This is a genomic window from Acinetobacter guerrae, from assembly GCF_009372255.1.
Lineage (GTDB): Bacteria > Pseudomonadota > Gammaproteobacteria > Pseudomonadales > Moraxellaceae > Acinetobacter > Acinetobacter guerrae.
In genome coordinates this window covers 105,437-119,401 of the sequence record NZ_LXGN01000056.1, presented here as the reverse complement: position 1 = coordinate 119,401, position 13,965 = coordinate 105,437, and the positions used below count along the sequence as shown (strand labels likewise).

The 13,965-nt window shown below is 40.2% G+C and carries 16 protein-coding genes; 9 read left to right on the top strand and 7 right to left on the bottom strand.

Annotated features, from left to right (window positions below):
• Positions 1–116: 116 nt before the first annotated feature.
• Complete coding sequence (locus A7A69_RS13940) at positions 117–1,289, top strand: GGDEF domain-containing protein (RefSeq protein WP_152878166.1); 1,173 nt, start codon at positions 117–119, stop codon at positions 1,287–1,289.
• 3 nt (positions 1,290–1,292) lie between these two features.
• Here the strand turns inward: A7A69_RS13940 and A7A69_RS13935 are convergent, their stop codons facing one another.
• From A7A69_RS13935 to A7A69_RS13915, 5 genes are all read right to left on the bottom strand, one after another.
• Complete coding sequence (locus tag A7A69_RS13935; protein ID WP_151979845.1) at positions 1,293–1,985, bottom strand: glutathione S-transferase family protein; 693 nt, start codon at positions 1,983–1,985, stop codon at positions 1,293–1,295.
• Positions 1,986–1,991: 6 nt separating this feature from the next.
• A complete protein-coding gene (dsbD, locus tag A7A69_RS13930; RefSeq protein WP_152878164.1) occupies positions 1,992–3,839 on the bottom strand; it encodes a protein-disulfide reductase DsbD in 1,848 nt (615 codons plus the stop codon).
• Positions 3,840–3,854: 15 nt separating this feature from the next.
• A complete protein-coding gene (locus tag A7A69_RS13925; protein ID WP_151979841.1) occupies positions 3,855–4,622 on the bottom strand; it encodes a transporter in 768 nt (255 codons plus the stop codon).
• Positions 4,623–4,679: 57 nt separating this feature from the next.
• Entirely contained in the window at positions 4,680–5,216 is a 537-nt protein-coding gene (locus A7A69_RS13920) for an ankyrin repeat domain-containing protein (RefSeq protein WP_120369859.1), read from the bottom strand.
• Positions 5,217–5,367: 151 nt separating this feature from the next.
• On the bottom strand, positions 5,368–5,718 hold the full coding sequence (locus A7A69_RS13915; protein WP_120369860.1) for an HPF/RaiA family ribosome-associated protein: 351 nt from the start codon (positions 5,716–5,718) through the stop codon (positions 5,368–5,370).
• A gap of 260 nt (positions 5,719–5,978) precedes the next feature.
• Between A7A69_RS13915 and puuE the strand changes: the two genes are divergently transcribed.
• From puuE to A7A69_RS13890, 5 genes are all read left to right on the top strand, one after another.
• The gene (puuE, locus tag A7A69_RS13910; protein WP_187349233.1) at positions 5,979–6,947 is read left to right on the top strand and encodes an allantoinase PuuE; all 969 of its coding nucleotides are present in this window, start codon (positions 5,979–5,981) and stop codon (positions 6,945–6,947) included.
• A 136-nt stretch (positions 6,948–7,083) separates the two neighbouring features.
• Complete coding sequence (gene uraD / locus A7A69_RS13905) at positions 7,084–7,587, top strand: 2-oxo-4-hydroxy-4-carboxy-5-ureidoimidazoline decarboxylase (RefSeq protein WP_171406747.1); 504 nt, start codon at positions 7,084–7,086, stop codon at positions 7,585–7,587.
• Positions 7,584–7,907: a hydroxyisourate hydrolase gene (gene uraH / locus A7A69_RS13900; protein WP_120369863.1), complete on the top strand. Its 324-nt coding sequence runs from the start codon at positions 7,584–7,586 to the stop codon at positions 7,905–7,907. The genes uraD and uraH overlap by 4 nt, the downstream gene beginning before the upstream one ends.
• A gap of 215 nt (positions 7,908–8,122) precedes the next feature.
• Positions 8,123–8,845: an outer membrane protein OmpK gene (locus A7A69_RS13895; RefSeq protein WP_120369864.1), complete on the top strand. Its 723-nt coding sequence runs from the start codon at positions 8,123–8,125 to the stop codon at positions 8,843–8,845.
• A 128-nt stretch (positions 8,846–8,973) separates the two neighbouring features.
• Positions 8,974–9,483 carry a GNAT family N-acetyltransferase gene (locus A7A69_RS13890; protein ID WP_151979839.1) on the top strand — a complete coding sequence of 170 codons (510 nt, stop codon included), beginning with the start codon at positions 8,974–8,976 and terminating at the stop codon, positions 9,481–9,483.
• Here A7A69_RS13890 and A7A69_RS13885 read toward each other — a convergent pair.
• A complete protein-coding gene (locus A7A69_RS13885; RefSeq protein ID WP_120369866.1) occupies positions 9,465–9,998 on the bottom strand; it encodes a DUF1877 family protein in 534 nt (177 codons plus the stop codon). The genes A7A69_RS13890 and A7A69_RS13885 overlap by 19 nt on opposite strands.
• Positions 9,999–10,162: 164 nt before the next feature.
• Complete coding sequence (gene hpxO / locus A7A69_RS13880; protein ID WP_152878162.1) at positions 10,163–11,320, bottom strand: FAD-dependent urate hydroxylase HpxO; 1,158 nt, start codon at positions 11,318–11,320, stop codon at positions 10,163–10,165.
• Between the two features lie 211 nt (positions 11,321–11,531).
• Here hpxO and alc point away from each other — a divergent pair, with 211 nt between their 5' ends.
• The 3 genes from alc (at position 11,532) to A7A69_RS13865 (ending at position 13,900) form a co-directional block, all read left to right on the top strand.
• Entirely contained in the window at positions 11,532–12,536 is a 1,005-nt protein-coding gene (gene alc, locus A7A69_RS13875) for an allantoicase (protein WP_152878160.1), read from the top strand.
• Positions 12,537–12,548: 12 nt separating this feature from the next.
• Positions 12,549–13,052, top strand: coding sequence for an ureidoglycolate lyase (locus tag A7A69_RS13870; protein ID WP_152878158.1), 504 nt, complete (start codon positions 12,549–12,551; stop codon positions 13,050–13,052).
• Between the two features lie 110 nt (positions 13,053–13,162).
• Positions 13,163–13,900, top strand: a complete 738-nt coding sequence (locus A7A69_RS13865; RefSeq protein WP_120369870.1) for a hypothetical protein — start codon at positions 13,163–13,165, stop codon at positions 13,898–13,900.
• The last annotated feature ends 65 nt before the right edge of the window (positions 13,901–13,965 follow it).

Genomic DNA, 13,965 nt, shown 5'->3' with positions numbered 1-13,965 from the left:
AGGCTAGGCAAATAAAAATCAATCTATCATCTTAAACATCACAACAATTAAAATTTTAATGAACAGATTACGGTCTTGCATTTTTGTCAAATAATGCACTGCCGAAGGTATTGCAAATGAAAAAAAGGTTATTGAAAACGGTATTTGAAGATAATATCGTCATGAATTGGTCAACCATGCAAAAATGTACACTCATTTTATTTTTGGCATGTGGCATCCACATCACATGGATCGTATGGAAGCTTTTTATTTTCCTCAAACCCGAACTATGGCCTCTTATTAACCTGCCGTTGCTAAAAGTTACTTTCTGGATCGATATTATTGGTTTTTGTTTACTGGCAATCCTGATTTATCCCACAATTTATTATCGTGCTAACAAATGGGCTGAGTCTGTAGTCCCTTGGCTCAGTATTGGTTTATTTACCTTAACGCTGTGTTTTAGTAGTTATTTGATCGGCACTGTAAGCCCTGCCACTATGGTGGGCTATGTCAGTATCGTCGGTGTCGGTCTGATCCTGTTTCAGCGCCGCATGATTTATATCGCCATGATACCTGCTAGCATCATGCTCTTAGGCTGTACCTATTTAAGTACATTACACATTATTCCTTATGCCCCGATGTTTAACATTTATAAAACTGGAGGAAATACTTTTACCCACCCCTTTTGGGTATATAGCATGTTGTTTTTCAGCGTACCGATATTTTTAACCTGTTTGTTGTTATTTGAAATTTTGCTGACCCAATGGCGAAATCGTGAAGAATATATTCAACGCCTGAGCCAAATTGATCCTTTGACCAATGTACTCAATCGTCGCAGTATTAACCTTTGTCTACAACATTTGCATGAGCAGAATCATGATACGCAATGCTGTTATGCCATTGTTTTGTTAGATCTTGATCACTTTAAACAGATTAATGATCGGTATGGGCATCATATCGGAGATGAAGTCTTAATTGGCGTTGCAAATTGTCTATCCGATCATCTACGTCGTCAGGACTACATTGGCCGCTTTGGGGGTGAGGAGTTTATTTTACTCCTGCCTAATACACCTCTGGCACAAGTGCGAAGCATTGCCGAGCGTTGCCGACTTGCCATCCAAAAACTTAGTATTTTAGTCAATGAACATACTGAAATTCACATTAGTGCCAGTTTCGGCATTGCAATGTCAAACTATAACGGCAATCCACAAGAAATTCTGAATCAGGCCGATCAGGCTTTATACGCAGTTAAAGCAATGGGGCGTAATCAAGTTCAATGTTTTTTTGACTTGCCGCAACCTGTCGGCTAAACATCACGATCTGAGAAATTGCTCTCGGTGCTGTCGATACGGTTCCTGATGTTGTACAAATTGTTTTTCTGCCTGTGCCTGTGTTATCCATTGTATGACTGCTGGATTGGTCAATATGTTTTGCATATATTGCTGACTTTGCTCAGAAATAGGTAAACCATAACTCACAAAACGCATCACAACAGGCGCATAAAAAGCATCGGCGATACTAAAATCGCCACATAAAAATCCATGTATTTCTGGTCGTTCAGCCCAGATATGTTCAATACGCGCAACATCTGCACGTAATCCAGCCAAATCATTCCAGAGTTTGCTGCCAATAAATCGCAGATCGGCTTCAATATTCATGCCGCAGTATTGTCTTAAGGTGCTAAAACCGCTGTGCATTTCTGCGCAGATACTTCGCGCACGGGCACGTTGGGTTTTATCAATAGGCCACAAATGTTTTTCAGGAAATTTTTCGGCTAGATATTCACAAATCGCCAATGAATCCCACACCACAATATCTTGATCAATCAGTGTAGGCACTTTCCCTGACGGACTAATCACTGACATGAGCTGCTTAAACTGGCCATCAGCGGAAAAATCATCAAATGCCACCAGATGCTCTTGCATAGGCAAATCAAAATGTTTCATTACGAGCCATGGGCGCATTGACCACGATGAATAGTTTTTACTGCCGATATAGAGTTCCATCAAGCATTACTCCCTGAAATTTTTTAAAGACTGTAAATGATCGAGCAACTCTGTTTTGGTGAATGCACCCGTCAAGCGTAAATGGCGTAATTCTTGTTGCTTTGAATCTAAAAATACATAAGTTGGCGGCCCTAAAATCTGCCATTGATTCAGTAGAACCTGATGAGAGTGGTCATACTGACTTAAATCCAGCTTGATCAGATAGAAGGGTTCTAAGGCCTTCTGGACTTCTATATCCTTAAGCACACGATGTTCAATCGGCTGACAAGCGACACACCAGTCTGCATAAACATCAATAATAACCATACGATCTTTCGGAACTTGCTCCAACAATTGTTGAAATTCAGAAGCCGTATGAGCCACGTTCCAATGATTGCCACCTTGCTGCTGATCAAGCTGATTACGCTGAATATGTTGATACTGATCAAAAACCACGAGTGGAATCACCACAATGAGCAACAACACATATAACCATCGCAAACGATCGTGGTATTTAACAAGACGATAGCAAGCATATCCAATAAAACTGAGTCCTAATGCCAGACTCAATACCTGAAGTATTAAAGGTGAAACCAACGGACGGATGAAATATAAACTTAAACCCAACATGATAAAGGCAAAAATGACCTTAATCTGATGCATCCATTGCCCTGCTTTGGGTAAAACTTTTGCCCCTAAAATGGTTGCAAGCAGTAAGGGAATACCCATACCAAAGCCCAGACAGAACAATAACAAAGCCCCTTGCCACTGATCTTGCGTCTGTGAAATAAAAAGTAAAGTTCCTGCAAGTGGTGCCGTCATACACGGCCCGACGAGTAGTGCAGAAACCATCCCCATCACAGCAGCACCCAATAAAGTGCCTCCACGCTGAACAGATTGAACCCGATCCAGATGATTCATCAAAGTCTGAGGCAGCTTGATCTCAAACAAACCAAATAAATTGAGGGCAAACACAACAAATAACAGGCTAAATGCTACCAATGTCGCGGGTTGCTGTAACCAACGCTGAAAATTCAAGCCCGCCGATGAGGCGATTAAACCTAGTACGGCATACACCAACGCCATACTACACACAAAAGTTAATGCCACCATCCATGCACGTAAACCTTTGCTATCTCTCACAATCAATGAAGTTAAAATAGGTAGCATGGGCAATGAGCACGGTGTAAAAGCCAACAACATTCCCAAGCCTAAAAATAACAGGACACCATAGCCCAATGAATGTTGCTCAAGCTTACTGCTCCAGAATTGATCCTGAGCCACTTGAGTATCAGTACTGAATGGTGAGACTTTAGTATCGGCAGATTTCTCAGGTGAATTTGTATCCGAACGATATTCAGGAGTTATGTTATTTGCTGCACTGTTCTGAGATGCCTGAGCAACATCCAAAAAGGTTTTCTTGGTTTGACTCGTATTTTGTATATTGACCAAGCCATCAAGATCAGTCTGGAACTCAATGGTCTGCGGAGGATAACAAATTCGGTCTTTGGCACAACCCTGCCATGTCACCTGATAAGTTTGTGAGGGTTGAGTATGGATTTTGAACTGAACGTTTTGATAATAAACCTGACTTTGACCAAAGTTATCATCATATTGCTGTACTGCTTTAGGCAAATCCAGTGGTAGACCATGACCTGCCTGTTTGACTTCAAATTTATGCTGATATAGATAATAGTTCGGCTGAATCGACCAATTGAGAACAGCATTTTTTTGGTCAAGTGATTCAACAGAAAAGGAGAACGCATCTTCAGGACTTAACAATGCCTCATTTTTGGCATAGAGCTGTGTCGCAAAACAACAAAGTGACAGGATCAAAAAATAAAAAATGCCACTGCGACTTTGAAAATGCGTCATTATTCCCTCAATTACTTAGAACAGGTAAGAAAAACCAAAACCACCATTGTAGTTCTTATCGTTTCCATTTAAACCCACACCAACACTGGCATCTAATTGTGCGCGGTCATTAATGGCATAAATCACCCCAGTTCCCAAACCATATTCATAGTCTTGGCTTTCTGCTTTACGATATACAAACTCAGAATAACCTGACCATTTTCCGCTCAGCTTATAGCCAATGGTTGGGATTGCAGTCACTGCCCAATCACTATTTTGTACTTCATATTTCATGGTGATTGAAGTTTGTAGTAAATCATTATACTGATATGCCACTGCCGAACTTAGACTGTAAATATCATCATGTTCGGTAAACTCATCATTACCCGTCGCAATGAGTGCCTGAGCAAGAATAGCCATCGACAAACGATCATCATTTAGATCAATGGCTTTTTTCAAACCCACAGAAATGTCGCCCAAACCATTATCATGGTTTTTTTGGCCTGCGCGTTTGGTTTGATACCATGCAGGACCACCCCAACCTAGTTGTAATTCTAGATCCTTCATCAAACCTGTACGAAACAACATATTTTCATTGAGAGTGACTGTTTTTTCCTTAACACCGTCGACATTGGTTTCGTTGTAGGTGGCATTCGGTAATCCTTGCTCCCACGCCAATTGACCTACAGGTGTAATTCCTGTTCCAAAACCCGACCCAGGACGATCAAAAGAAAATTCGGCAGCAAAGGTGTTTGCTGTTGCACCTGTCGCCAAAATAAAAGTTAGTGTTTTAAACATGTTCATGGATACACTCAAAATTCAGTTCATTTTTAAGTTAACTTGATTCTCGTAAAACCAAGTTTATTCTTTTGACATTTTTGCACCGCGACTACGCAGTAACTCCAGTGTCTGTTTCTCTTCTGGTAGTGCCTCTGCCCAATTAATTTGATCGAACTCACAATCGAAGAATAAATCACTCACAGAAGATAAAATAGTGAGTCCTTCATCATCGCGTGTATTCGGATCAACTTTTTCATCTAGTAAGCGCTGAACCACAGGCACACAGGCTGAACTTGCCGCATCCCAAAGTGGGCCATACAATTCTTCTGAATCCCATAAATGCAAATTGGCTTTGGCTTTTATCAGCGCATCTAAAATATCCAGATGTACTTTTAAGGCTTGTTGCTTTTCATCTTCACTTAGAGGTTGATTGGCTTCATAGGCCTCACAGATCATTTCCCACCATTTAAATAAACCATCACTTAATACTGAAATGGGTGGACCTTTTTCGGGGTCAATAAAATTTGGATCAAGACCTGATGCTAACAGGCGCTTCACCTGTTCAAGGTCTAATTCTTCAATGGCCTGAACAAAGGCTTGTTGTTGGGCTGTTAGCATGGATGATCTCACCACTTTAAAGGGATTTGGCTACTATTATGCCGAAAATTGAACGCAAGTTTGTGTTATTTTGAGGTTAATTCATCTCATTTTTCAGATGACTATTAATAACCAAGCATAAAAAAAGCCCCGCAGGGCTTCTTCCATTACATTATTCTTCGTCGGCAAATTCGACTCGACCACCACGCGATGGTTCCTGTTTCTCAAAAGTATGTTCAAGCGTACGTTTTAGTTTTTCAATCGAACCATGAATCGCTAAATCAATATTGCCTGCTTTATGGCTGACTGCAATCGGCTTTAAGCCTGCTGGACGTGCTTCGATCATGCATCGAATATCATCCTCACCGTTTTTTTTGTCCCCGTTCTCATCACTCAAATGAACCGAAAAGTGAGTAATGCGTTCAGCATAACGCTGAAATTCATCAGAAAGTTCTGCACGAACATATTCAATTAAACGTTCACTATTTTGGATGTTTTTATCTGTGCGGATTTCAATATTCATGATTTCATCCTCTTTGTATCAGTATTTCTATATAACGATCTATGCAAAACTTAATTGGCATACTTTGAGCATGCTGTAATTCGGTGCTGTTGTACATCTCTGTTGTGTAATTGGTTGTTATCTCCTTTTATACTTTATGTTGGTGTTATTTTTTGAGTGCTTGAAAGGCTTCTCTATCTTCAATATCTGTCTATACTCAAAAATATGCAAGCTGATTTTTTAAATTTTTATGACATTTTGATCAAAAAGGATGCAACATTGTGAATTCTTCATATTTACGTGGACAAGATCTGATTGACCAGATCAGAAATGCACCATATTCACGCGATTTAGTCGGTTATCACGGTCAGCCTCCACATCCGCAATGGCCTAATCAGGCACGTGTTGCCGTGCAATTTGTACTGAATTATGAAGAAGGTAGCGAAAATCATATTGAACACGGCGATTTAGGTTCAGAGCAGTTTCTATCCGATATTATTGGTGCCGCAAGTTTTCCAGCCAAACATATGTCGATGGATTCAATGTATGAATATGGTTCCCGTGCAGGTTTCTGGCGTATTCATGAAGAATTTCAGCGTCGTGGTCTACCCATGACTATTTTTGGGGTGGGCATGGCATTGGTACGCAATCCCTATGTCGTCGAAGCGATTAAAAAAGCTCAATATGATGTTGTTTCTCATGGTCAGCGCTGGATTCACTATCAGGATATGGATATTGAAACCGAACGTATGTATACCGATCAGGCAATTTCTGTGCTTGAAGCCTTATTTGGTGAAACCCCGATCGGTTGGTATACAGGTCGTGATAGTCCAAACACACGTCAGATTTTGGCCGAGTTTCCACAGATTAAATATGACTGTGATTATTATGGCGATGATCTTCCATTTTGGACGGCCCTGACGAATAGTAAGGGCGAAACTCGTCCACACCTCATTATTCCCTATACGCTTGAATCCAATGACATGAAGTTTTGCTCTCCAGGCGGCTTTAACAGTGGTGAGCAATTTTATCAATATTTAAAAGATGCTTTTGACGTTCTTTATGCAGAAGGTGAAAATGCACCAAAAATGCTCTCTATTGGTATGCATTGCCGTCTTTTAGGGCGACCTGGACGCTTTAAAGCTTTGCAACGCTTTCTGGATTACATACAATCGCATGATCAAGTCTGGATTTGTCGCCGTAATGATATTGCAGCACACTGGTATCAGCATCATCCTCATAAAGACTGATTTTTTAACCTTAAAGCAGTTTAGGTTAAAATAAACAAACAGATATCTATATTATTTGATTTTTTAGATATCTGTTTCTCTGGCATTGTAATTGCTCGATTTGTTTTATCTTCTGCTTAAATACTGGATGAATATGGTGCGTTTTTCTGAGTTTAATCATGCAGCAACCCATCAAGTAACGCCCTTATTGAGTGCGTGTGTACACATTCCTTCTTGGATTGACACTTTAACTCAACAGCGTCCCTATGCATCTACCCAAACCTTGCTAGATCTTGCTTCACAACAAAGTCAAAGTTGGACATGGGATGAGATCGAAACAGCACTGGCAACCCACCCACGGATTGGTGAAAAAAAAGCCAAAGTAGAACTCAGTGAACGTGAAGCCCAATTTTCAGATCAGGAACAATCGGGCGTAAAACAAGATACTCAAACCCAGCAAGCACTTTTTGAAGGTAATGTTGCCTACGAACAAAAATTTGGCTTCATCTTTTTAATTAAAGCAGCGGGACTGAGCAGTGAACAAATTCTCAGTGCTTTACAACAACGTTTGCAGCATGATCTGGAAACAGAGAAAAAAATTGTTCACGAACAATTGGCTGCCATCGCATTATTACGATTGAGTCAAGGAATTGAAGCATGATTAGTACCCACATCTTAGATACTCATTTAGGTAAACCCGCACCACAGGTTGAAGTGCGTCTGTATGATGCAAAAACCCGTACATTGTTGGGCAATGGTTATACCAATGATGATGGTCGCTTAAAAGATTTTGGTTTGGAAGAATTACAAAGCGGTGCATATTTACTTGAATATGATATTGCCCCTTATTTTGCCAAACATGATTTAAAAACCTTCTTTCCGCAGGTTACTATTCAGTTTTTTATTGAAAATCCAGATGAACATTATCATGTTCCGTTATTGATTAGTCCTTTCGCTTATTCTACTTATCGCGGTAGTTAAAATATAAAAATGCTTTTATGAGGGGGAATCTGACACGATTCCCTAAGTTTGATATAAGCCCATAAAATTAAACAAAAAAATAATTTTTCTCTCAGGTTTATATCTGGTAATCAGACTTTTATCGCATATATTTTTAACCTTTAATCAAATTTGACTTTATTTTTAGCAAAGAGCCTGTATGCTTTACTCGCTTTTTATCTGGGGAGATATTTGCGATGAAATTTAAATTTGGGGTGCTTGCTGCTACACTTTTATCGACGACGATGGTTCAGGCGAAACCAATCTGGCAGGATTTTAGTATCACAGGTTTGTACGGTGAAAATTACGAAGTTGTAGATAAAGAAGAAACAACGATCACTTTAGAGTACGCTGCTAAAGTCAAATATGCAGATGTATTCTTTTTTATGGATCGCATGCGTGGCGGTGATGACCATAAAAGTACTTATTTCGAACTTTCACCACGTTTTAGTTTAAGTGAGATTTCAGGACAAAAGTTGTCTTATGGCCCAATTAAAGATGTATTGATTTCAACCACTTGGGAAAGTAATAACGATGACTTTAGTAGTTTCGATAATTTCCTTTATGGTTTTGCGGTTGATTTAAACGTACCGTATTTTCAGTATTTCAATTTGAACTTTTATCGTGCAAATAACGAAAATACTGACGATGACTACCAAATGACCGCAGCCTATGCATTGCCATTTAAAGTTTCATCAGAAGAATTTCTGGTAGACGGCTTTCTAGACTGGTCAACCGCAGAAGGTGATCATGCCAGTGAACTCAACTGGACGACACAATATAAATGGAATCTGGGTAAACATATTTCACCAGATACCCGCTTATATTTAGGTGTTGAACATTCAGTCTGGAACAACAAATTTGGCATGAAAGGTCGTGATGAACACAATGTCAGCGCTTTGATCAAATATCATTTTTAAAATTGATCATGTTGCATTCAGTGATCTTAAAGCAAGTCTTCGGGCTTGCTTTTTTCATGCCTTATCTATGCCCTATCTATTCATTTCGGCGTATAATTTTTCATGATATTGCAGCAGGTTAGATAGATATGGATTTTCAGTTGCGCCCCGCAACCCAACACGATTTAGAACAGATCCTTGCGATTTATAATCATGAAATTCTAACAGGTACAGCCAACTGGAACGATCAGGCAAAATCTCTTGAAACCTATACACAGTGGTTTGAACAATTACAACAAGATCAATATCCCATGTGGATTGCATACGATCCTATGCTTCAGCGCGTGGCTGGCTATGCGTATTATGCAGCGTTTCGCAGTATCAGTGGCTATAAATATACCGTTGAACATTCAGTCTTTATTTCTTCTGAATATAAACGCCGTGGGTTGGGCAAAACCTTAATGAATCAAATCATTGAGCTTGCCATCGCGCAAGGTTTTCATATCATGTTGGGTGCAATTGACAGTGAAAACAAAGCATCTATTGTCCTACATGAACGTTTGGGCTTTATACAAACAGGTTATCTGCCGCAAGTAGGACAAAAATTTGGACAATGGCGCGATCTGGTGTTTATGCAACGTCAGTTAGATGAAGCCTGAGTCATATAATATACATCTGACATAATTTGTTTGCTTTGTAGCGTAATCACTGCATGGTTATGCTGTTGAGCCAATTCGTAAAAGTTTTTAAGTTGGGCAAAAAGCATCAGCAATTCACGCTGTTCTTTATCGACATCATTGCCCCATTGAAATGGAAACAGTTTATGTTGATTGAGCAGATCAGGGTCATAACGATGTTTAAATTCATCAATTGAAATCTGTTCAAGTGCTTTTGCAATTTCATCTACTTCAATAACAGGGTTATAGCGCACATTGGCAATGCGTAAAGCAGAATGAGAAAATGCGTACTCTGCTTGTATAACGTAATGCAGTGCTTGGTCTTGAGCGGTACTTTCATCTTTTTTTAATAGCAATACTTGGAGCGCCTGCCATGTTTCACCCAAGTTTAATTTGGCGCGAATTGAAGGTGCATGGTAAATTTCGTCGAGTGTCTGAGCCTCGATCATTAAAATTTCCAGATCATTAGGCTCTATTGCAAGCAAAATCGCATTCATTATTATGTACTCATATCATCGTTATTTGTATTTAGCTTAACGCGGCTAAAACGGCAAATGCTTAACGATTTGTCATACGATAATTACCAAATGTAAAAAAGACAGCTCAAGGCTGTCTTCAATGCTAAAACTTACTTTTGGAACAATTTTCTCAGAATAGAATTTTAATCCAGTGGATTACCTACAATATTATTGATAATACCACGCATGATATGCTCGCCTTGTTCACGACGTAGTTCCTCATACCAAGATAACGTAACCTGTTCATCTTTCATATGGGTCACATCACAACGCTTACGTGCACGTAGAACCAGTTCATTGGCTCGTTCATTACGCTTGTCCTGATAACGGCGTAATGAATCTTGAACTCCCAATGTATTGATCTGAAGCGAACGCGCTAGATAAATCGCGTCTTCCATGGCCTGACAACCACCCTGACCAATATCTGGGGTTGTGCTGTGCGCTGCATCACCGACAATCACAACGCGACCTTTATGATACTGAGTAAATGGCTCGATATCACAAATTTCAACACGGTTGGTTTTTTGCGGATCCAAACGGTCAATCAACTGCTGAACAGGCGCACACCATCCTGTAAAATAGCCTTTCAAAGTTTCCTGATACTTGGCTTTATTATTTTCCAGACCTGCTTCCAATGGCACGTCTAAAAAGAAATAAAAACGATTATTTGCCACAGGCATTAAGGATGCACGTTTACCCTCACCCACAAAGGTCGTCCATTGATCCGCAGGTGCAAGTTCTTCAGAAATTTCAACCAAGCCATTCCAGTTGACATAACCTGCATAACGGCGTTCTACCTGATCACCCAGCACATAAGCACGGGTAATCGAATGTGTACCATCTGCCCCCACCAATAAATCTGCATGGGTACTTGAACCATCAGCAAATTGGATTGACACATGTTGACCTTGATCTTCAAGAGCCACCATGCGTTTTCCCAAATGAATATCTTCACGCCCAAATTCATCCATGAGCATATTTTGTAATTCAGCACGAGAAACAGGATAAGGACGCTGCCCAACTTCATCAATCAACGGTTGTAAATTAAACTGGGTCATGACTTCGCCAGTCAACCCATCAACATAAGCCAGTTGATCCATAACGCCCCCGAGCTTGGCAACTTGTTCACCCAATCCCAGATAGTTGAGGCATTTTACCCCATTTGACCACAATGAAATTGCAGCACCGACAGGAAGAATTTGTTCGGCTTGTTCATAAATCGTGACCTGATGCCCAAATTTTTTTAATGCGATCCCTGTGGTCAAACCGCCCATACCTGCACCGATAATAACAATATTCATTGTGTAATCCCCCTTATGAACCCTACAACATTATCCCTGTTATAGCGAAAACCATGCCATGCGTAAGGAAATGCAACCTATTATTAGAATTGGCATATACCCTGCATAGCAAAGTGCAATGATGATGCCCTTTTCTTTCATTCTGAGTTAAAAATGCACCTTTACTCAAGTAAACTTTTATCATCTCACTGCAAATCACGGTATATCACTTATGGCTACGCTTCTCGCTCCAACATTTGAACTTCCTACGCAACTACAGACTTTAACCAATTTAGCAGACAGCCGTATTGGTGCACAAATTGTTGAATGTTCAGATGAATTTTTTGCAGAAGCAAAACGCATGTTGCAATTTGAAGCCCCAATTTTTGTCGAAGATAAATTTGATGATCACGGCAAATGGATGGATGGATGGGAAACACGTCGTAAGCGCCATTCTGGTTATGACTGGTGTATCGTGAAACTGGGCGTTGCAGGCAAAATCAAGGCGGTGGATGTTGATACCACGTTTTTTACAGGTAACTACCCTGCTTCTGCTTCATTAGAAGGCTGCTATGCACCAAATGATGACACACAAAATGCACCATGGCAGCCCATTTTAGCCAACAGCATTTTGGGGCCAAGCCAGCACCATATTTTTGACATTGAGAATCAAACGGTCTTTACCCATATCCGTATTAATATTTTCCCTGATGGTGGTGTAGCTCGTTTACGTGTCTATGGAGAAGTGCAAATTCAAGCAACCAACAGCACTGAAACCCTTGATTTATTGGCCTTACAAAATGGTGGACGGGTCATTGCTTACAGCGATGCGCATTTTGGTCACCCACGTAATTTGATCAATCCAGGGCGTGGTATTAATATGGGCGATGGATGGGAAACCAAACGTCGTCGTGCACCAGGGTTTGACTGGTGTATTTTAGCGCTCGGTCAGGCAGGTAAAATTGATAAAATTGAAATTGATACTGCCCATTTTAAGGGCAACTACCCTGCGCAAGTCTCGATTCAGGCCGTGTATATTGAAGATGCAACCTACCCACAACTGATTCCACAAAGTATGTTCTGGCCATTTCTGCTTGAGGCACAAGATATGCAAATGGATCATATCCATGACTATATCAATGAAATTTTGGCACATGAAAAAATTTCACATATTCGTGTCAATATGATTCCAGATGGTGGTATTAGTCGCATTCGAATTTGGGGAAAACAGGCTTAAGCCGAGAACAATATGTCAAAAACTGTCATTAAAAACCAACTACTGACCAATGAAAACTTCGCCCCTTTCGGCGAAGTAATTGGCTGTACAGGGCATGATTTTTTTCATATCAATGATGCACATACGGAACGTTATCATGGTTTGGTCGAAACTGAAATTCAAGGTGAAGCCAAAACAGGAATTAGTATTTTCAGGAATATTAAAACGACCACACTGCCATTATCGATTCATATGTTAGAGCGTCATCCTCGTGGTTCTCAGGCATTTATTCCAATGCAGGGTCAAGAGTTTCTAATTGTGGTTGCGCCGAGCCTAAATGCAGAGCAGCCTGACCTTGAACAGATTCATGCTTTTATCAGCGATGGTACTCAAGGTGTCAATTATCGAGCAGGTACGTGGCATCATCCCTTGCTGACGCTTGAATCTCCAAGCGATTTTGCTGTGGTGGATCGTATTGGTACAGGACCCAATTGTGATGTTTATACCTTCCCTTATCCCATCATGATCGAAGCTTAATCGAGCGTTATAAAATATCGTTCAACTGCTGTGTACTTGTTTACAGAGCAGTTGTTTTCTTTATATGAGATGACTTTTAAAATAAAAATTTAAACGACATTTGATCGACAATGAAAATAAAATATTCAGTTTTGATGCTCTTGGGTAGCATCTCTCTTACTTCACCGCTTGCCTTTGCCGAACTCAGTTTTGAACAAGAATTGCAACAAGGGTGCGCCAAAGTAAAAAGCGACGCTCTACTAGGCAAAAAATATTATGATCAAAAACAATACGCCAAAGCAGTTCAATATTTTGAGCATCAGGCAGCATGGACAGCCTTTTGCCAGTTAAATGCAGAAGATAGTAAAACCACGTTTAATGAGCGCGATGTTGAGCTTGCCAATAATAATGTCGGTTTAAGTTATGCCAAACTAGGTAAACCCTTATGGGCCAGAGCATGGTTTTTGTTGACACCAGACTCCAAAGTCAGTCAATACAATTTAAAACAACTCACCTTGCCGAAAGTAACCAATAAAATTGAAGGAGAATATGTCACATCGGCAGGCTTTGGCCAGTGGAGTACCATCACCGTTTCAAAAACCGCCAAAACTTATAAAATAGCATTCGATGGTTATTATTTTGGTTTACGTGGTCTAATTTATGGACCGAATATGGGGTCTTTTGAAACCAGTATGCCTGTTTCGGCGAACCAGGCTCAGTTTCGTTATGAAGATTGTAAGATTGACCTCAAATTCGGTCAGGATCAATATGGTCGAAAAATGATTGTTAAGCAAAATGACAATACTTCTGGCTGTGGTTTTGGACATAATGTTTATGCAGGTGGAACTTATTATCAAGTCGAAAACTAATTCATATTCAGATCGTAAGTTCAAATCTTGGTGACTTAAATCACGCAAGTGACATTGGTTGGCTC

Bases quoted from the DNA above. Each gene is read 5' to 3' on its own strand.
- hpxO (WP_152878162.1), bottom strand. From the start codon at position 11,320: ATGAATATTGTTATTATCGGTGCAGGTATGGGCGGTTTGACCACAGGG.
- A7A69_RS13895 (WP_120369864.1), top strand. From the start codon at position 8,123: ATGAAATTTAAATTTGGGGTGCTTGCTGCTACACTTTTATCGACGACG.
- A7A69_RS13935 (WP_151979845.1), bottom strand. From the start codon at position 1,985: ATGGAACTCTATATCGGCAGTAAAAACTATTCATCGTGGTCAATGCGC.
- A7A69_RS13870 (WP_152878158.1), top strand. From the start codon at position 12,549: ATGTCAAAAACTGTCATTAAAAACCAACTACTGACCAATGAAAACTTC.
- A7A69_RS13925 (WP_151979841.1), bottom strand. From the start codon at position 4,622: ATGAACATGTTTAAAACACTAACTTTTATTTTGGCGACAGGTGCAACA.
- A7A69_RS13890 (WP_151979839.1), top strand. From the start codon at position 8,974: ATGGATTTTCAGTTGCGCCCCGCAACCCAACACGATTTAGAACAGATC.
- A7A69_RS13920 (WP_120369859.1), bottom strand. From the start codon at position 5,216: ATGCTAACAGCCCAACAACAAGCCTTTGTTCAGGCCATTGAAGAATTA.
- uraH (WP_120369863.1), top strand. From the start codon at position 7,584: ATGATTAGTACCCACATCTTAGATACTCATTTAGGTAAACCCGCACCA.
- A7A69_RS13885 (WP_120369866.1), bottom strand. From the start codon at position 9,998: ATGAATGCGATTTTGCTTGCAATAGAGCCTAATGATCTGGAAATTTTA.
- dsbD (WP_152878164.1), bottom strand. From the start codon at position 3,839: ATGACGCATTTTCAAAGTCGCAGTGGCATTTTTTATTTTTTGATCCTG.
- alc (WP_152878160.1), top strand. From the start codon at position 11,532: ATGGCTACGCTTCTCGCTCCAACATTTGAACTTCCTACGCAACTACAG.
- A7A69_RS13865 (WP_120369870.1), top strand. From the start codon at position 13,163: ATGAAAATAAAATATTCAGTTTTGATGCTCTTGGGTAGCATCTCTCTT.
- A7A69_RS13940 (WP_152878166.1), top strand. From the start codon at position 117: ATGAAAAAAAGGTTATTGAAAACGGTATTTGAAGATAATATCGTCATG.
- A7A69_RS13915 (WP_120369860.1), bottom strand. From the start codon at position 5,718: ATGAATATTGAAATCCGCACAGATAAAAACATCCAAAATAGTGAACGT.